General features: G+C 65.6%; 15 protein-coding genes. 4 read left to right on the forward strand and 11 right to left on the reverse strand.

Annotated elements, in window-relative coordinates; genetic code table 11:
- Position 1: 1 nt before the first annotated feature.
- Together ACTJI5_RS15070 and ACTJI5_RS15075 are read right to left on the reverse strand one after the other, a co-directional pair.
- The gene (locus ACTJI5_RS15070) at positions 2–922 is read right to left on the reverse strand and encodes a tetratricopeptide repeat protein (protein ID WP_440860886.1); all 921 of its coding nucleotides are present in this window, start codon (positions 920–922) and stop codon (positions 2–4) included.
- Positions 923–996: 74 nt separating this feature from the next.
- Positions 997–1,647 (reverse strand): 5'-methylthioadenosine/S-adenosylhomocysteine nucleosidase family protein, encoded by a 651-nt coding sequence (locus ACTJI5_RS15075; protein ID WP_440860887.1) that lies wholly within the window; start codon positions 1,645–1,647, stop codon positions 997–999.
- A 177-nt stretch (positions 1,648–1,824) separates the two neighbouring features.
- On the opposite strand from ACTJI5_RS15075, the gene ACTJI5_RS15080 reads away from it, so the two are divergent.
- The 3 genes from ACTJI5_RS15080 (at position 1,825) to ACTJI5_RS15090 (ending at position 4,803) form a co-directional block, all read left to right on the forward strand.
- A complete protein-coding gene (locus ACTJI5_RS15080) occupies positions 1,825–2,793 on the forward strand; it encodes a bile acid:sodium symporter family protein (protein WP_440860888.1) in 969 nt (322 codons plus the stop codon).
- A gap of 64 nt (positions 2,794–2,857) precedes the next feature.
- Entirely contained in the window at positions 2,858–4,069 is a 1,212-nt protein-coding gene (locus ACTJI5_RS15085; RefSeq protein WP_440860889.1) for a toxic anion resistance protein, read from the forward strand.
- Positions 4,070–4,083: 14 nt separating this feature from the next.
- A complete protein-coding gene (locus tag ACTJI5_RS15090) occupies positions 4,084–4,803 on the forward strand; it encodes a hypothetical protein (protein ID WP_440860890.1) in 720 nt (239 codons plus the stop codon).
- An 11-nt stretch (positions 4,804–4,814) separates the two neighbouring features.
- Here ACTJI5_RS15090 and ACTJI5_RS15095 read toward each other — a convergent pair whose 3' ends face one another.
- From ACTJI5_RS15095 to ACTJI5_RS15135, 9 genes are all read right to left on the reverse strand, one after another.
- Positions 4,815–5,138, reverse strand: a complete 324-nt coding sequence (locus tag ACTJI5_RS15095; RefSeq protein WP_440860891.1) for a hypothetical protein — start codon at positions 5,136–5,138, stop codon at positions 4,815–4,817.
- Positions 5,135–5,731 carry an RNA polymerase sigma factor gene (locus tag ACTJI5_RS15100; RefSeq protein WP_440860892.1) on the reverse strand — a complete coding sequence of 199 codons (597 nt, stop codon included), beginning with the start codon at positions 5,729–5,731 and terminating at the stop codon, positions 5,135–5,137. The genes ACTJI5_RS15095 and ACTJI5_RS15100 overlap by 4 nt, the downstream gene beginning before the upstream one ends.
- On the reverse strand, positions 5,667–6,275 hold the full coding sequence (locus ACTJI5_RS15105; RefSeq protein ID WP_439513248.1) for a hypothetical protein: 609 nt from the start codon (positions 6,273–6,275) through the stop codon (positions 5,667–5,669). The genes ACTJI5_RS15100 and ACTJI5_RS15105 overlap by 65 nt, the downstream gene beginning before the upstream one ends.
- 201 nt (positions 6,276–6,476) lie before the next feature.
- Positions 6,477–7,874, reverse strand: a complete 1,398-nt coding sequence (locus ACTJI5_RS15110) for an FAD/NAD(P)-binding protein (protein WP_440860893.1) — start codon at positions 7,872–7,874, stop codon at positions 6,477–6,479.
- 2 nt (positions 7,875–7,876) lie between these two features.
- Positions 7,877–8,770 (reverse strand): TauD/TfdA dioxygenase family protein, encoded by an 894-nt coding sequence (locus ACTJI5_RS15115; protein ID WP_440860894.1) that lies wholly within the window; start codon positions 8,768–8,770, stop codon positions 7,877–7,879.
- A 108-nt stretch (positions 8,771–8,878) separates the two neighbouring features.
- Positions 8,879–10,540, reverse strand: a complete 1,662-nt coding sequence (locus ACTJI5_RS15120; RefSeq protein ID WP_440860895.1) for an arylsulfatase — start codon at positions 10,538–10,540, stop codon at positions 8,879–8,881.
- Between the two features lie 121 nt (positions 10,541–10,661).
- Positions 10,662–11,615, reverse strand: coding sequence for a TauD/TfdA dioxygenase family protein (locus ACTJI5_RS15125; RefSeq protein WP_440860896.1), 954 nt, complete (start codon positions 11,613–11,615; stop codon positions 10,662–10,664).
- A gap of 111 nt (positions 11,616–11,726) precedes the next feature.
- A complete protein-coding gene (locus ACTJI5_RS15130; RefSeq protein WP_440860897.1) occupies positions 11,727–14,165 on the reverse strand; it encodes a TonB-dependent receptor in 2,439 nt (812 codons plus the stop codon).
- A gap of 639 nt (positions 14,166–14,804) precedes the next feature.
- On the reverse strand, positions 14,805–15,698 hold the full coding sequence (locus ACTJI5_RS15135) for a MurR/RpiR family transcriptional regulator (RefSeq protein WP_440860898.1): 894 nt from the start codon (positions 15,696–15,698) through the stop codon (positions 14,805–14,807).
- A gap of 244 nt (positions 15,699–15,942) precedes the next feature.
- Here ACTJI5_RS15135 and ACTJI5_RS15140 point away from each other — a divergent pair, with 244 nt between their 5' ends.
- On the forward strand, positions 15,943–18,126 hold the full coding sequence (locus tag ACTJI5_RS15140) for a TonB-dependent receptor plug domain-containing protein (RefSeq protein WP_440860899.1): 2,184 nt from the start codon (positions 15,943–15,945) through the stop codon (positions 18,124–18,126).
- Positions 18,127–18,151 lie beyond the last annotated feature (25 nt).

Genomic DNA, 18,151 nt, shown 5'->3' on the forward strand with positions numbered 1-18,151 from the left:
ATCAGCTTGCCGATGAGCGGCCCTCCGCGATCCAGCGTTTGAGTTCGTCGACCTCGTGACAGCCGAAACCGCAGATCGCCTCGAGCTTTGCGAGATGGGCCTTCGCCCCCGCAAGATCGCCACGTTCGAGCTTCAATTCGCCATAATATTCGAGCGCGCCGCGATGCGCCGGCGCGATGGCAAGCGCCTCCCGATAATAGGCCTCGGCCGCGTCATAGCGTTTCAGCTTGCGATTCGCGAAACCGAGATAGGTGAGCACATCGGGATGCGGCCCCGCCGCCCACAGCGCCGCGTCGAGCTTGGCGATCGCGGCTTCGTAGCGATGCTCGTTGATCAGCCCGACGGCGGCAACATAGGTCGCATCGAGCGTCTCGGCCGCGGCGAGCCGAACCTCGGGCTCGACCGCATTTTGCGCCTGCGGACCCGCGGCCACCGCCGCATCGAGTTTAGCAACCGCATCGGCGAGCTTCGCGGCATCGGCGCAGGTGCCGCCGCAGCCTTCCTGCATCGCCTTCAGCGCCGCGGCCTGCTCAGCTGCCTTTTCCGCCTTGCCGAGCTTCGCCTGCGTGATGCCGAGGTCGCGGCGCGCCTCGACCATCTTCTCGTTATAGCGCACCGCGGCTTCGAGCGGCTTCACCGCGCGCGAGAAATCGCCCTGCGCCATATAGCTCGCACCGAGCAGATAATTGGCCTGGGGGTTCTTCGGCACCGCCGACACGACCTTTTTGAATGCTTTCGCCGCCTCGTCATATTTGCCCGAGGCGAAGGCGTCGGCGCCTTTCTTGTAATCGACCGTCGGGTCGTAGCTGCTCTGGCTCGGCGGCGCGCTGCCGCCCCCTCCGCCGCCGCCCGCCGCGAAAGCGAGCGGCGCGACGAAGATCGCGCAAGCGGCAGCGATGGATAGTGAAGATCGATAGCGCATCACGAGTCTCTCCCGCGGTCGATACGGGCGCAGCCTATCACAAATGCGGCCCGCGCGGAACGAGGAAGCGACGGTCAGATCATCGTGATCAGCCGCTCGACCTCCTGCCCGGCGACACGCGCGGCGCGCACGAGATTGGCATGGAAATCGCCCGCACTGTCGCCGTTCGCTTCGTCGGTGACCGCCTTGATCGCCGCCCACGGCTTGCCCAGCCGCGCCGCGACCTGCGCCACCGCGCCAACCTCCATATCGACGAGTGTCGCACCGAGGCTTGCAAGATCGGCGGCGGCATCGGGACACGCGACGAAACTGTCGCCGCTCGCAATGCGCGCGTGCGGCAGACGGAGCCCAGGGTCGGGCATCGCCGAAAAATGTGCCTCGCCCGCCTCGCCGATCGGCCATTCGCCCGCGCGGTAGCGGCGAAAAAGGCCGGGCTGATTGGCGCCATAATCATGCTGCAACGCCTCGGCGATCCAGTAAGCGCCCGGCGCCGCGCCCAGCGAACCGCAGGTGCCCGTCATCAACAGCGGGTCGGCATCGCCGCCAAGCATGCCCGCGCACAACGCGGCATTGACCTTGCCGAGTCCGCAGGTCGCGATGGTGAGGCTGTGGCCACCGACCACGAGCCGCCGTTCGGCAAACAGCCCGTCAGCGCGGTCGCCGGTGCCGGGAAACAGCGCGTCGGCCTCTTCGGGCAGCGCGGCGAGGATCAGGATATGGGCCATGGCACGTATGTAGCCGGGCGGCGGACCATGGCTAGTTCGAATGTTAACCGTCGCCCCTGCGGAGGCAGGGGCCGCTGGCAGCCTTGCTCAACACCGATGGCGGCCCCTGCCTTCGCAGGGGCGACGAAATCATCTCAAGCTTGCCATTCATTTCTCATCCCGCCATCGCTCACACCAATGCTGTCCCGTATCTTTCCCGACCGCTTCGTCCCCGTGCTGTTCGCGACTATCCTGCTCGCGAGCCTGCTGCCGGTGCGCGGCGCGGCGGTGCCGATCGCGGGAGGGCTGTCGACCGCGGCGATCATCTTCCTCTTCTTCCTCAACGGCGTGCGCTTGCCGCGCGAAGAGGTTCTCCACGGCATCCGCAACTGGAAGCTGCAGGGGAGCGCGCTCGCCTTCTGCTTCGGCTTCATGGCGCTGCTCGGCCTCGCGGCGCAGGCGGCGACCGCGCCGCTGCTCCCCGCGACGCTTGCGCTCGGTTTCCTCTTCCTCGGCATCCTGCCCTCGACCGTCCAGTCGGCGACCGCGGCGAGCAGCCTTGCGGGCGGCAATGTCGCGGCGAGTGTCGTCGCGGCGGCGCTGCTCAACCTCAGCGGGGTCGCGCTCTCGCCGCTGTTCTTTGCGCTGCTCGCGGGCAGCGCGGGCGATATCCATGGCGAGGCGGTGCTGCGTATCGTTTCGATCCTGCTCGTGCCCTTCGTTGCCGGCCAGTTCGTCCAGCGCTGGCTGCGGCCGTGGGTGCTCGCGCATCGCGGCCTCGCGACCTTCATGGACCGCACCGCGATCGCGATCGCGGTCTATGTTGCCTTCTCTGCGGCGGTCGTCGCAGGGATCTGGAGCCTGCTCGACGGGCGCGAGATCGCCATCGTGCTCGCCGCGGTCGCGGTGCTGCTCGCACTCTCTTTCGGCGGCGCCTGGGCGCTCGGCGGGCTGCTGAAGCTCGCGCGGCCCGACCGCGTCACCCTGCTCTTTTCGGGCGCGCAAAAGAGCATCGCGGTCGGCGCGCCGCTCGCCGCGACGCTTTTCCCGCCCGCCATCGCCGGCATGGTGCTCGTTCCGATCCTCGTCTATCATATGGCGCAACTGATCCTGTCCGCATGGATCGCGCCGGTGCTGCGGTCGCGGCAGGGTGTGGTGCTTGAATAACACAGATGCGCATGCCATATAGGCATTGGCCAGATTTTCTATTGGGTGGCTGGAAGGAAGACGAATGAGCGAACTGACCGCGACGGCAACCGCGACCGACGAGTTGAAGCTGACCCCGCCCGATCCCGTGCCCGCAGTTTCCCCCGAAAAGGCCGCCGGCCTGGTCCCGCTGTCGACCGAACAGAAATCGAAGCTCGAGGAACGCGTCGATGGCTTCATCGACGATCTCGTCGCGCAGGACGTCAACTCGCCCGCCTTCGGGCAGAAGGTCGACCAGATCACCAACATGGGCCGCAAGGAAATGCTCGAGGCGGCAAACCAGTCGAACCGTTTCCTCGACCGCCCGATCAAGGCGATGGACCGCGACACCGATATCGGGATGAACCTGATCGAGCTTCGCAACACCGTCGAACGGCTCGACCCCTCGGCGAACGGCAAGCTGTTGACGAAGCGAGGCTTTTTCGACAAGATTCTCGGCAACAAGGTGGGCAATTATTTTGCGCAGTACCGCAGCGCGCAGACGCATATCTCGGGCGTGCTCACCGCGCTGTCGAACGGCAAAGACGAACTGTTGATGGACAATGCCGCCATCGACGTCGAGCGCCGTAAGCTGTGGGAAGCGATGGGCAAGCTCGAGCAGATGGTCCACATCGCGGGCACGCTCGATGCCAAGCTCGAGGCGAAGGCGACCGAGCTCGACGGCATCGACCCCGCCAAAGCGAAGGTGTTGCGCGAGAACGCACTCTTCTATGCACGCCAGCGCACGCAGGATCTGCTCACCCAGATGGCGGTGACGGTGCAGGGCTATCTCGCGCTCGATCTCGTCAAAAAGAATAATGTCGAGCTGGTGAAGGGCGTCGATCGTGCGAGCACGACGACCGTCGGCGCGCTCAAGACCGCGATCACCGTCGCGCAGGCGATGACGAACCAGAAGCTGGTGCTCGAGCAGATCACCGCGCTCAATACCACGACCGCGAACATCATCGACGGCACGTCGAAGATGCTGAAGGACAACACCGCGCGCATCCACGAGCAGGCGGCGTCGAGCACGATCCCGATGGAAACGCTGCAGCGCGCGTTCCAGAACATCTATGACACGATGGACGCGATCGACACCTTCAAGCTGAAGGCGCTCGACAGCATGAAGACGACGGTGACGACGCTGGAGGGCGAGGTCGCCAAGTCGAAAGGCTATATCGCGCGCGCCGAGGGTGCGAGCCAGGCGCAGGCGAGCGTCGGCGGTGCCGACAGCCCGCTCGCATCGCTCGAAGGCTAAGGCACATCATGACAATGAGCGAAGTCGACAAGATTCGGGTTACGGCCGCCTCCGCGATCGAACGGTCGCGCGAGCGCCGCCGCCCGATCGGCACCAAGAGCGTCGCGCTGCGCCGCCAGCATCTCTATAAAAAGCTCGGCCGCGTGTTGATCGCAGGCGGGATCGTGCTGATCGGCGCCGCGGTGTTCGGCGCACTGATCCAGCCGCTCGGTTTCACCGGGCTGCTCGCCTTGTTCATCCTCTTGATCGGGGTCGCGGTGCTGTTCGGCCGCTCGCCCTTCCCCGAACCACGCCAGGCCGATCTGCCCAAGGCCGACTTGAAACAGCTCGCCGGCCGCACCGAAATCTGGCTCGAGGCACAGCGCCCCGCGCTCCCCGCCCCGGCGCGCCAGCTCGTCGACGGCATCGGCGTCCAGCTCGACCTGCTCGCGCCGCAGCTCCAGACGCTCGACGCATCGAGCCCGGCGGCGGCGAACATCCGCAAGCTCGTCGGCGAGGATCTGCCCGAACTCGTCGCGGGCTATCAGCGCATCCCCGCGGGGCTGCGCACCGAAGCGCACGCCGGCCGTACCCCCGACGAAACGCTCGTCGGCGGCCTGAAGATGCTCGAAAGCGAGATCGGCAACGCCGCGCGCAGCCTCGCGGCGGGCGAACTCGACAAGCTCGCGACGCGCGAACGCTATCTCCAGCTCAAATATCAGGGCATCGATGGCGAGGATGTGCCCGCCAGCTAAAGTCGGGCGCGCTAGGCTTGCCGCCAACGCTGCGTCCCGAACCAGAGCAGCAGGATAAGCAGCAGCGGCGGCGCAAGCCCCCAATGCCCCGCCCCGGCGAACGGCGCGAGCAAGGGCGCCGATGACAGCAGCCACAGCGCCGCGAGCAGCGCGCCGACAGCGAGCGCCTCGAACGCGAAGCTGCGCCAGAAACGCGACCGCGCGCTCGCATAGGCCGCCTGCGCATCGATCGCGCGCTCGACTCCGGCCGCAAAGCCGCGATCGCCCGGCCGCGCGGGCGGCGCCAGCATCGCGGCCAGCATCGCATCGATGTCCCGATCGTCAGGCGCCGTCATGCGTCCGCTCCTTCGCCGATCATCTTCTGCGCCTTTGCCCGCCCGCGCAAGACAAGCGATTTGAGCGTGCCCAATGGCAAGCCCATGATCGCGGCCGCCTCGCCATGCGACCAGCCATGGCCGAAGCATAAGGTGAGCGCGGCGCGTTCCTGCGGCGACAAGGCGCCGAGCAAGCGGTCGGCGTCGATCGCGGCGTCACTTGCCGGGCGTGGGTCGATCGATGCCGCAGCCTCCTCCCCCGCTGCCAGTCCCTCGCGCCGCCGCGCGGTGCGCCGCTGGTCGAGGAACAGCCGCCAGCCGATCCCCATGACCCACGCCGCATAACTCCCCTGCCCCCGATATTCGCCCGCGCGCTGCCACGCACGTACGAAAGCTTCCTGCGCCAGATCGTCGGCATCGCACCCGGCGGCGCGGGACAGGAAGGCGCGCAATCGCCCCTCGTGCCGCAGCACGAGGAGCTGGAAAGCGGCGCGATCTCCTCCGGCAACACGCTGGTTGAGGGCCCAATCTTCATCGGCGCTGGCCTCATCACGCAGCGGCGCGCTCCTCGGCAGCCGCAGCGCGCGCGAGGCGGCGGCGGACGAAGAGTGCAATACCGACAAAGGCCGGGAAGAGCGCGGCGCCCGCCGAAACGCGGATCAGCTGCTCATTCCCCTGGATCAGCCCGAAGCCCGCCATCGCGAGGCCAATTGCAAGCAGCACCAGCGCATTGCGGTCGTCGCCTCCACTGGCCGTTTCCTTGTCGCCCTGTCCGCCGAGATGCTCATACGGCTTGTTAAGCTTGTCGATCAGCGGACTCACCGCATCCGACTTGGCCTCGAGCGCGCGGCGGATCGAGCGATGCAACATCCAGGCGTGAAGCAGCCGTGCGAGCAGGAAAAAGCCGACGACGAACAGCGCGACCATCGTGATATTTTCGAGCAAGCTGAAGAAACCGTCGCTGACCGCGACCAGCTCGGTGGTCGGCGCGGGCGCCGGCACATAGGAGGCCACTTCCCGCGGGCTGATATAGGCGGCGACATCTTCTGCGCTGAGCGATTCCCCGGCCGGCACCGTGATCGTCGTGACGGCGGGGGGCACCGCGGCCGGGGCGGAAACCGTGGCGGCAGCGGCCGCTGCGGCAATCAGAAAACCCATTATCACTCTCCTTCATGCCGCGTCGACATGGTGAAACCACAGGCGGCGGCCTCCGGCAAGGCGGAGATGATCTGCACCGGGGAGCACATATCGACCACCGCGCGACGCCGCCGCCCGGACCGGCGCGGGGCCGATCATGGACTGGACGGCACGACGCGCGCCAATGGATGCAAGGGGAGAGTTTTTTTGGGGGTGAGGAGCCTAAAGCCCCTCGCCGCCCGTCCAGTGCGCGTTGACGAGGCGGCGCGCGAGCGCGCTCACCTGGCCCCGGATATCGGGCACCGCGACGACTTCCCACAGGTCGCCGCGCGTCATCGGGCCGATCGCGAGGATATGCTCCGACGAACGGCCCGACGCATCGACGATATGCCCGTCGCGGTCGATATCGAGCCCGAGGCGCAGCGCATCGGGGCGGATACGCCGCGCACCGAGCAGGCGTTTCACCAGCGGGTCCGACGAGCGCAGCAGATCACCCTGCGGGCCGGTACAATTGATCATCCGCGCCGCGCGCGTCGTTACCAGCTCGGCTTCGCCGCGCGGCAGCCACGCGACGGCGAGCGCATCGGGTTCGATCGCGACATGCGCGATCTTGCCCGCGCGGAAATGGAGCTGCCCCGACGCGACAAGCGCGTCGATGCGGTCGGCGACCTCGGGCGCGAGCCGGTGGCGATGGACGTCCCAAAAGGGGCGCAAATGACGCAGGAAGCGCGCGCGCTTGCCGGCGTCGGCGGCCGACCACATCATCTGCGTGATCGGGCGGATCGAATCGACGACCAGCCGCCAGTCACGCTCTCTCGCTTCGCCCCGCGCCCAGCGCACCAGTTCGGAGAGGTCGGGGGCGGGTTTGGCAAGGACGGGCTTGGGACGCGGCAGGCCATCGATATGGCGATGCGGGCGCAGCCCGCGGCGCGAGAGCGCGGTAATCGGCCCTTCATGGCCGTGTGAAACGAGGCGCAGGATCACGTCGATCGCGGTCAGCCCGGTGCCAACGACAAGCACCGGCGCCCGCTTGTCCATCCCCTCCTCGAAGGCACTCGCCCATGGATCGCCGATATAGCGATGCGACGGCAGATGCGCGCCCTCGATCGCGGGTGGATCGTGCGGCGGCAGGTTGCCGATCGCGAGCACCGCGCGGTCGGCCTCGATCAGCCCGCCGTTGACGAGCCCGAGCGTGACCTGCCCGCGCTTCTCCTCGATATCGAGCACTTCGTCGTCGACGAGCTTCAGCCGCCGGCCATATTTCTCCATCGCCGCGCGCAGCGTCTCGCGCAGATAGCGGCCGTAGGTCGCGCGCGTGACGAACGCCGCCTCGCAGCCGAGCCCGCGCGCTGCCAGCCAATCGCAGAAATGATCGGGCCGGTCGGCGAAGGCGCTCATATTGCCCGCGCGGACGTTGAGCAGGTGCGAGGTTTCGGTGCTGCTATACGCGACCCCGGCGCCCATCCGGTGCCGGTCGCGCTCGATCAGCAGCACCTCGACATCGGGCTGTTCGAGCAGGTTGATCGCAAGCAAGGTCCCGGAAAACCCAGCACCGACGATCGCGACGCGCGTCGCGGTGCGAAAACGCGGACGCGGCGAGTGCAGCTGGGCGTCGATCATCCTCATCGGGTTACCACGTCGCCCGACACCGTCACGCGTTCGAGCGCGCGATATTCGGGCCAATAATCGCCGACCGCATAATGCTGGGTCGAGCGATTATCCCAGATGCCGATCGCGTTCGGGGTCCAGCGGAAGCGCACCTGATATTCAGGGACCTTGATCCGGTCGAACAGCAGGCGGAGCAGGCTGTCGCTTTCCTCCTCGCTCACCCCGATAATGCGGCTGGTAAAGGTGTAATTGACGTAGAGGATCTTCTCGCCCGTTTCGGGGTGCGAGCGCACGACCGGGTGACGCACCGGCGGGAAGTCGCGCGCGAGCTGCGCACGCTTTTCCTCGGTCACGCGGCCGCCGAAGCTGCGCACGATGTCATGCTCGGCTTCGAGCCCCTCGATGCGGTCCTTCACCGGCTGCGGCAGCCCGGCGTAGGCGGCGACGGTGTCGGCCCACATCGTATCGCCGCCGAGCGGCGGCAGGTGCCGTGCGCGCAGGATCGAGGCGATCGACGGCCGCTCGCGGAAGGTCACGTCGGTGTGCCATTTGTTATACGCCTGGAACGGCGCCAGCGTCTCGGCGGTGAGCTGGACGCCCTCGACGCCTTCGATCTTGAGGATTTCGGGATAGCCCTCGACCGAGGGGATCACCGGATGACCTTCGAGATCGCCGAACAATTCGCCCAGCCGGACATGGCTTTCGTGGCTGATGTCCTGATCGCGGAAGAACACGACCTTGAAGCGCAGCCAAGCGGCGCGCAGTAAATCGGCCTCCTCGGACGAAAGCGGCCGGTCGAGATCGAGCCCGCCGATCTCCGCCCCGATCGCCGGAGTCGACGGCGAGATCGAAACGCCGAGCGATCGCGCGGTCTCGAACAGGTCGGGGTTGTTCAGCTGCGTGGCCATATGCGGTCCTTTCGCTCGTTCGATTCGGAATATTCCCAGAACAGCGAAAGTAACTCAACTTATATGATTGACAAGCCCCAACGCGCCGAGCCGCATGAATTGCGCGACCTACGGCCGATAGGGAATGGCGTCGGGCAGGATCACGCCGACATCCTGCGCATAACGATCCCAAGCCGCCGCAAGCTCGGCCTTATGGTCGGGATGGGCAAGTGACAGGTCGCGCGTCTCGCCGGGATCGCGCGCGATGTCGAACAATCGCCAGATACCGTCACCAATATCGGTAAGCTTCCAGTCGCCGCGGCGATAGGCGCGCGAGCCGAACAGCTCGGACCCCACGCCATCGTCGGCGCCATAAACGCGCGCATTGGCGTTCTTGAGCCAGGCGGCCCACGAGCGGCCGGTGATCGGCACGACCTTGCGCCCCGCGACACGCGTCGTCTTGGCATCGGCGCCCGCAAGGTCAAGCAGCGTCGGCGCGATATCGGCGACCGACAGATATTGCGTTTCGGCGCCCTTGCGCGCCACGATACCCGCGCCGCTGATGAAGGCGACCGCGCGCGTGCCGCCCTCGCTTTGATAGCCCTTGGTCAGCCACGACGGCGCGGTCGCCGCCTGCGCCCAGCCCGCACCATAGGTCAGGTACGACGACGCCGTGCCGCGATTGGCGAAGCCATTGTCGGCGCCCTTCAGCGGCGCGGCGAGCATCTGCGCGCCCGTCGTCTCGACATCGAGCGCCTCGGCGCCATTGTCGGCCAGGAAGACGATCACCGTGTTGTCGAGCTCGCCCGAAGCGCGCAGCGATTCGATCACGCGGCCGACATTCTGGTCGAGCCGATCGACCATCGCGGCATAGATTTCCATGTTGCGCGCGGCGAGCCGCTGCTGATCGGCGGTCAGCGAATCCCAGCTCCCGTCGCGGTTGCGCGGGGTGTGCGCCGCGACATCGGGGCCAAGGATGCCCAGTTCGCGCTGCCGCGCCAGCCGCCGCTCGCGCAGCACGTCGAACCCTTCGTCATAGCGCCCCTTGTAGCGCGCGATGTCCTCGGGGTGCGCTTGCAGCGGCCAGTGCGGCGCGGTGAAAGCGAGATAGCCGAAAAAGGGCCGCGCGGGCTTTCCGCTGGCCGGCTTTTCGCCGAGGAATTCGATCAGCCGCGTCGCGAACGTGTCGCTCGAATAGAAATCGGCGGGGAGCTGCGTCAGCCGCTTCCCCTGTTCGGTATAGGTTGCCCGCCCACCCTTTTCGGGATCGGCGTCGGTGCCGAAATGATTATGCCCACCCTGCAGCAAGGCAAAGCTGCGCTCGAACCCGCGCGCGTGCGGGTCCTGTTCGGAGGTCAAACCCAGGTGCCATTTGCCCGACAGCAAGGTGCGATAGCCGCTGACGCTCAGCCGCTCGGCGAGCGTCGCGACGTCGCTGCGCAAATAGCCCTCATAGCCCGGCTTTCCCTGCTGGTTCGGGCGGATCATCTCGGCCATCGTGCCGAGCCCGGCGCGGTGATTGTCGGTCCCCGAAAGCAGCATCGAGCGCGTCGGCGAACAGGTCGGCGCGGTGTGAAAACCTGCGAGGCGGATGCCGTTCAGCGCGAGCTTGTCGAGATTCGGCGTGCGGATCTCGCCGCCGAAGGCGCCAAGGTCCGAATAGCCGAGATCGTCGGCAACGATGACGAGCAGGTTTGGCCGCCGCTCCTTCGCCTGCGCAGACCCGACGGTCGCGGCAGCACCGATCAGCGCGGCAAAAAGCAGACGGGCGAAACGCGAACCATGGGTCATCGGGTGGTCTTTCGAAGGTAAAAGGTCGGCGCGCCCGGGCGAATGGAACCGGGGCGCGCCGCAGACAGGGCCGGCGCAGTCACAGGAAGGAAGGGAGAGCCATAAACGCCGGCCGATTTCGTCAGGCGGGTTCGTATTGAACCGCCTTTTCCTTGCGGACGGTGCGGCTGCGGCGCCCGTCGATCGCGACCGGAACCTCGCCCGAAATCGTCGCGCGACGGAGCGTCCGGCGCTGCAGGCCGAAGTCGGCGGTCGCGCGGTGCTGCGTCGACTGATTATCCCAGATCGCCACGTCGCCCTCGCGCCAGCGCCAGCGCACGACATTTTCGGGCTTGGTGATATGATCCTGCAGCGTCTGGAACAGCCGCGCGCTGTCGGCCGCGTTCAGCCCGACGAACTGCTTGACGAAATGGCCGAGCAACAGGCTGCGCTGGCCGCTCACCGGATGGACGCGCACCACCGGATGCTCGGTTTCGTACACCGTCGAGGCGAAGACGTTGCGATGCTCCTTGATCCGCTTCGCCGCGCTTTCGCCGTCGGGCGCCGATTGCAGGATCGACGCATAATCATAGAGGTTGGTGTGCGTCGCCCACAGATTGCCCACGAGCTGGCGCAGCACCTCGGGCAAGCCCTCATAGGCGGTTTCGCCATTCGCCCACTGCGTGTCGCCGCCCGCTTCGGGGATGGTCAGCGCGCGCAGGATCGATGCCTTGGGATAGGCGTCGACAAAGGTCACGTCGGTGTGCCAGCTCGACGCCGCATAGCCTTCCTTGCTGTCGAGTTCGAGCAGGTAGCGCGATCCTTCGGCAACCGGCACCGTCGGATGCGCGACCGGATCGCCGAGCAGCGCAGCAAAATCTTCATGCTCCTGATCGGTCAGATGCTGCTGGTCGCGAAAGAAGAGCACCTTGTGCCGCACGAGCGCAGCTTGAATAGCCTGCACCGTCGCCGCGGGCAGATCGCCCGACAGCTGGACGCCGTTCACGATCGCGCCGATCGTGCCGGTCACGGGGGTGACGTCGAGGTCGATAGTCTTGTCGCGCGCATTGGCATAGCTGTTGTGAAGGTCCGTCATGTCAGTCTCCTTTGGGGGTTGGACGGCGGGGATATCCGGCAAGAGCCCCGGCGGGCGGTCGTCGAATGGGGTGGGCGCGTGGTTCACGCGCAAAAGGGGTGAACGCCGCCATCACAGCTTCGTCCGCAGCGTCGCGCCGATCGTGCGCGGTTCGCCGATCAGCGAGGTGACGATGCCGGTGTTCTGCGCCGACAAGGTCTGGAAATAATCCTTGTCGAACAGGTTGCGCGCCCAGATCGACAGGTCGAACAATCCGTCGTCGGTGCGGATGCCGATGCGGGCATTGGCGATGCCGTACGCCGGAACATCGGCATAACGGCTGTCACTCGACGAGGTGTTGAAGGTCGAGCGGTGCGAATAATCGGCGTGGCCGTATAGTGACAGGTCGCGCCCGCCGAGATTGCCGAGCGGCGCCGACACGTCGCCGCCGAGCGTATAGGTGAACTTGGGAACGCCGGGCAGCTGCTCGCCCGTCAGGTCCTGGATGCCCCCCTGATTGAGCCGCTCGGGCGCCTGCGGCGCGGTGCGGTAATCGCTGTACGTCGTGTCGGCGTAAGCGACCGAGGCATAGAAGCTGGCGCGTTCGCTCGGCGCGAAGCTCAGGTCGCCTTCGACCCCGCGCGAGCGCACCCCCGGAATATTCGCGATATATTGGCGGACGTTGACCGTGTTCGGCACCTGCTCGGTGATCGCGGTCTGATAATCGCTGATTTCGGTCCAATAACCCGCGACGTTGAGTGTCACCGCCTTGTCGAACCACTCGGACTTGATCCCGAGTTCGTAGCTGTCGACCTTTTCGGGCGCGACATCGGGATCGATCCCGGCGGGCAGGTTGGTGAGGTTGAGGCCGCCCGACTTGTTGCCGCGCGAATAGGTCGCATAGGCCAGCGCGTCATCGCTGAACTGCCACGACAGCGTCGCGAGCCCCGACACGCTATTGTCGGTGAAGCCCGTCGAATAGCTGGTGACGGGGTTAAATTGCGCACGGAGCGCCGCCGCCTGCGCCGCCAATCCGGCCGGGAGGGTCGCGAGATCGGTTCCCGCGACATGGATCTGCGTGAACGAACCGCTCTTCTTTTCGTGCGTGTAACGAAGCCCCGCGGTGAGCGTCAGCCGGTCGGTGAATTTCCAGTCGAGCTGGCCGAACAAAGCATAGCTTTTGGTGCGGGGGTCCGAGGTCGAGTTCGCCTCGAAGCCGTTGAGTGCGGCTTCCCATGCGGCGAGCGGGATCGGCGAGGTCGCGGGGCGGTTCCACAGCGCGGCGGCGGGGCCGTAGGCGCTCGCGCCCTTGCCGCGGATGACCTGCCAGAAATAATAGGCGCCGACGACATAGTCGATCGGGCCTTCGGTATCCGACGCGAGCCTTATCTCTTGGCTGAACTGGCGCTGGCGGTTCGCCTGCTGCGCCTTGACGATCACTGGCAGCGAGGTGGAATCGCCATCGTTGGCGGGGTTCCAGTCCCACCAGCGATAGGCGGTGATCGAGGTCAGCTTGGCGGCGCCAACGTTCCAGTCGACCTGCCCCGACACGCCGTACCCGTCCATGTTCGACTGATAATGGCTGTCCGCCTCGCCGCGCCGCGCAAAGGGATCGATCGCCGGGAAGCTGTAACCCGGGAACCGCGCCGCGCGCTCGGCAAAGCTGTTCGGGATCGCCGCGCCATTGTCATAGGTGCCGAAATAGTCGGCGAAGATGTTGAGGACATGGTTCTGCTTCTGCCGCGCGAAGTCGCCGATGATGCGGACTTCGAGGTCGGCGGTCGGGGTGAACAGCAACTGCCCGCGCACGCTCCAGTTCGAATAATCCTGCGCGCGCTCGTTCTGCGTGTCGTTGTAGAGGAAGCCGCGCCGCTCGGTCACCGAGCCGCTGACGCGGACCGCGAGCAGATCGTCGATGAGCGCGCCCGATGCCGAGCCGCGCAGCTGATAATAGCCGTAATCGCCGACGCTCGCCTCGCCCGAAAATTCGGGGTCGAAGCTTGGCTTTCGCGACGTGATGTTGATCGCGCCCGATGTGGTGTTCTTGCCGAACAAAGTCCCCTGCGGGCCGCGCAGCACCTCGATCTGCTGCAGATCGACCAGGTCGAATTGCGACTGGCCGACCCGCCCATAATAGACATTGTCGATATAGAAGCCGACGCCATTCTCGAGCCCGTCGTTGGTCAGCGCGACATTGCTGCCAAGCCCGCGGATGTTGATGTTGGTGTTGCGCGGGTTGAAGCTGAACACTTGCAGGCTCGGCACGATCTGCTGGATCTGCGTCAACGAGTAGTTGCCCGTCGCCTCGAGCTGCGACGCGCCGACGACCGACAATGCGATCGGGACATCCTGCGCGCTTTCGTCGCGGCGGCGCGCCGACACGATGATCTCGGCGCCGTCGTACGAGGCGGCAGACGCGGCCGCCACCGCAGCGCCGGCGGCTTCTCCGTCGACTTCGGCGCCGTCGGCAGAGGTTGTTTCGGTTTCGGCGGCAAAGGCCGGTGCGGCAGGCAGCAACAGCGCCGCGCCGAGCAGAAACTTCAAACGATGATCGGGAGAGAAACGGTTCATTATATTGGGTCCCCGGGCGGTGATCCCGCCCCCTTTTTGATGAGATGGATGGTGGCGCGGTGCGCCGCGCCGGATCGGGCAGCCGCCAGCTCCGCCCCCCACAGCGCCCGGGCGGCGCTGCGCAGGGACGCAGGATAGCGAGCCAGATCCGACAGGTCGGATTGGGTCAGCAAAGGCATGGTTTTTCCCCGCGCCGGCGCTCGGGTGCCGGACGTCGAGCCGCAACGTCTCGCGAGAGGAGGCGCGGCTGGAGATGTTGGGATGCCGCGAGACGAAGCGGGGCGCGGTCGGTCCGCTACCCCGCGCGAGCCACGCGGCGACGATCTAGTTGATGGTGCTACACATACGCATCGCAATACCCCTTCTGGGGGAACGCAATGCCTGGCGATGTCGCCCGAGCATCACGCGCTTTAGCCGTTGTTTACGCGGAGCAAGCTGCTTCCCGGTCAAAAGCCGCGGGTCGAGGGGGAGAGCCCGTCATTCGTCTCGACCAGTCCCGAACGACAATGTCAACTTAATCGATTGATTTTAGATTCGTCAACGCCAGAGGCCGCTTTTTCCGACGAAGAAAATCTATCGGCGGACAAGCCGAGGCTTATCCGCCGATGATAAATTCCGCGAGCTGATCGCGCCCGCCGGTCAGAAGCGCTTGATCGAGAGCACTTCGAAAGTCTGGCGCAGCGTGTCGATCGAATGGTCGTAATCGCCGAGCGCGAGCGCCGCGATCAGCGCGTCGACGACGCAAAGCTGCGCGATCCGGCTCGTCATCGCCTCGGTGCGAAAGCGCGTTTCGCGCGCCATGGTGAAGAGCACGGTGTCGGCATAGGCCTGGATCGGCGAGCGCGCGAAGTTGGTGATGACGATCGTCCGCGCCCCGGCTTCCTTTGCCAGCCGCGTCGCGGCAACGGTCTCATGCGTCGCGCCGCTGTGCGAAATCGTCAGCACCGCGACGTCGGGATCGCAGCGTGAGGCGCTGATCGCCTGGATATGGCTGTCGGTGACCACGCGCGCGTCGAGCCCGATGCGCAGCATCCGGTAATGCGTGTCCTCGGCGATCGGCGCCGACGAGCCGATGCCATAGATTTCGACGCGCTTCGCGGTCCGGATCGCCTCGACCGCGCGCGAGAGCGCCTGGGGATCGAGCACCGAGAGCGAGTCGCGCAGCGCCTGGATTCCCGAATGAAAGACCTTGCGGCAGATGGTATCCATATCGTCGTCGCGCCCGACATCCTCGTGGATGAACTGCACCGGCTGGACCACTTCGCGCGCGAGGCTGAGCTTCAGATGCTGGAACCCCGACAGGCCGATGCCGCGGCAGAAATTGACGACGCTGCCCTCGCTCACCCCGACGGCTTCGGCGAGTTCGGTGATCGACATGCGGACGATCTCTTCGGGCTGCGCCAGTATATGGTCGGCGATGCGGCGCGCACCCCGCGCCATAGTGCCATGAGCCATTCTCATTCGTTCGAGCGCATTTTCGATCGGCGCCCGATCGTCCCCCGCCGCTTTCGGCGCCCCGCCCGTTTCATTCATCTTACGCAATTCTCCGTCAGAATCCGAATGTCGCCCCTGCGGGACAGAGAAGGTTAGCCGAGATCGCAGCGATCCGAAAGTGCAATTTACTCATTTTTATATAAATCTAAAATTGAGCAAATTTCACTCAACTGTCACACGCCGCCCCTAGCGGATGCCTCGCACATTGGTGCGGCGCAGCATCGAGTCGTGAACACGGCCACCCCTGCCCCACCGAATGTGATCGCGATTCTTCAAAAGGGGCATGATTGTGCACAAGGCTTCCAAATTTCGTGCGGCCATGGTTTTTGGCCTGATGCTGTCGGCGAGCGCGCTGCCGTCGGTCGCCTTCGCCGCCGTCGATGAGGCGACCGCCGACAGCGCCGATGCCGGTTCGGACGCGGGCGACGAGATCATCGTCAACGGCACCGCGGCAGTCGAGGCGACGCCGCTCGCCGCCGCGGCGGTCGAATATGGCAACGCCGTGCAGATCGTGACCTCCGAAGAAATCGCCGCAACGGGCGCGACCAACTTCGCCGAAATCGCGCAGTTCCTGATCAAGGGCGCGAACATCGGCTATTCGCCCGACGAGGGCGAATATACGATCCGCCTCGACGGCGGCAGCGACCGCGACACGCTCGTCGTGCTCGACGGCGTACCGCTCTACGATCGCGGCCCCGCGCTCGAGGATATCTGGGGCTCGACGACGATCGACCCGCACATGATCGAGCGCGCCGAGGTGTTCCGCGGCGGCAACAGCCTCTTTTTCGGCAGCAACGGCGGCATCGGCGTGATCAGCCTCGTCACCAAGCGCCCCGACGGCAGCAGCAAGTTCGAACTCGGCGCGCAGTACGGCGCGTTCAACACGCGCGAAATCTGGGGCAACGCGCGCTTCCCGATCGACCCCGAGGGGCGCCACAGCCTGATGGTCTATGGCGGCAGCATCCAGACCGACGGCCCGCGCATCTTCGCCCCCGAATCCTATGTCGACAATGTCGCCAAGGCGGGCGGCATCCAGGACTATCCGCTCAACCGCAGCAACATCGGCGTCAAATATCTGTGGAAGGTCGACGACAAGAGCGAGTTCCGGGTCAACGGCCAATATACGCAGATCGAATTCCACGACCCCTTCCCCGACGCCGAAACCTTTTCGCCCAACCGCGTCCGCTATCCGATCGTCGATTTCTCGCTCGACCGCCGCTGGTCGGACAATTTCTACACCGAAATCGCGGGCTACTGGAGCAACCCGCGGCTCAACAACACCGAGACCTTCGCCGAAATCTGCAAGACCCCCGCCGGCTGCACCGACCCGACGACGGGCAAGCTGATCCGTTTCGGCGACGCCACGGGCAAGTCGATCCCCTTCCCGAACAAGGGCTTCGGCAAGGATTCGAAGGTCGGCGGTTTCCGCGAGATGGGGCTCAACGTCCGCAACACGCTGTCGCTCCCCAACATCCTCGAAGTCGTCGCGGGCGTGCAGGTCGTGTCGTACAAGAATGACTCCGACCCCGTCTTCCCGATCTCGAACAAGGCGAACACGATCACCGGCGTCTATGCCGATTTCCGCCCGGTGATCCCGTTCAGCCCCGACACCAAATTGTCGCTCGCGCTACGCACCGACTTCGCCGACAGCTTCGGGTCGCGCACGATCTGGAAATTCGGTTTCCGCCAGCCGATCGGCGCTTTCTATATCCGCGGCAACGGCGGCACCTCATACAGTCTGCCGCGCACCAACGAGCTTTTCGCCCAGAGCCCGACGCTGGTCGGCAACCCCGACCTCAAGACCGAGGAAACCGAAACCTATAACGGCGGCATCGGCTTTTCGCAGAGCTTCGGCAATGTTGAGGTGAATGCCGAGGTCGGCGCGTTCCGCACCGATGTCACCAACCGCATCCAGACGACGTCGGGGCTCACCCCCAACACCTATTTTAACAACGACCGCATCACCGAAATCCGCGGCCTCACAGCCGAGCTCGACGTCCGCGTCGGCAAGGGCTTTTCGTTCAACGTCAATTACACCAAGCAGAAGGCGCGCCTCGACGGCAGCAAGCTGCAGATCAACGAGACCCCCGAATATATGATCGGCGGCAACGTCCGCTGGACCAGCCCCGACGACCGCTTCTCGGTCACGCTGTTCCCGCGCTATCAGGGTCCCGAATATGCGACGGGCGGCGTCAACAATTCGCTGCGCCACAATTTCGGCAATTATTTCCTGCTCAACGGATCGATCGGATACCGTCTGGGGGACGAGCGCCAGCACCAGATCCAGCTGCGCGTCGTCAACATCTTCGACAAGGAATATGCCGAACGCTACGGCTACGGCAACATGCGCTACAGCTCGGCGTTCATCCGCGGCGAGATTGCGCTCAACAGCCCCGAATATTTCTATGGCTATGAGTTCGAGGGCAAGCCGCGCGCGGTCTATGTCTCCTTCTCGACGATATTCTGATCGAGCCGGTTCGGAGAGCCCGGTT

Origin of the sequence: Sphingopyxis sp. 22461, from assembly GCF_052044915.1 — a bacterium.
GTDB lineage: Bacteria > Pseudomonadota > Alphaproteobacteria > Sphingomonadales > Sphingomonadaceae > Sphingopyxis.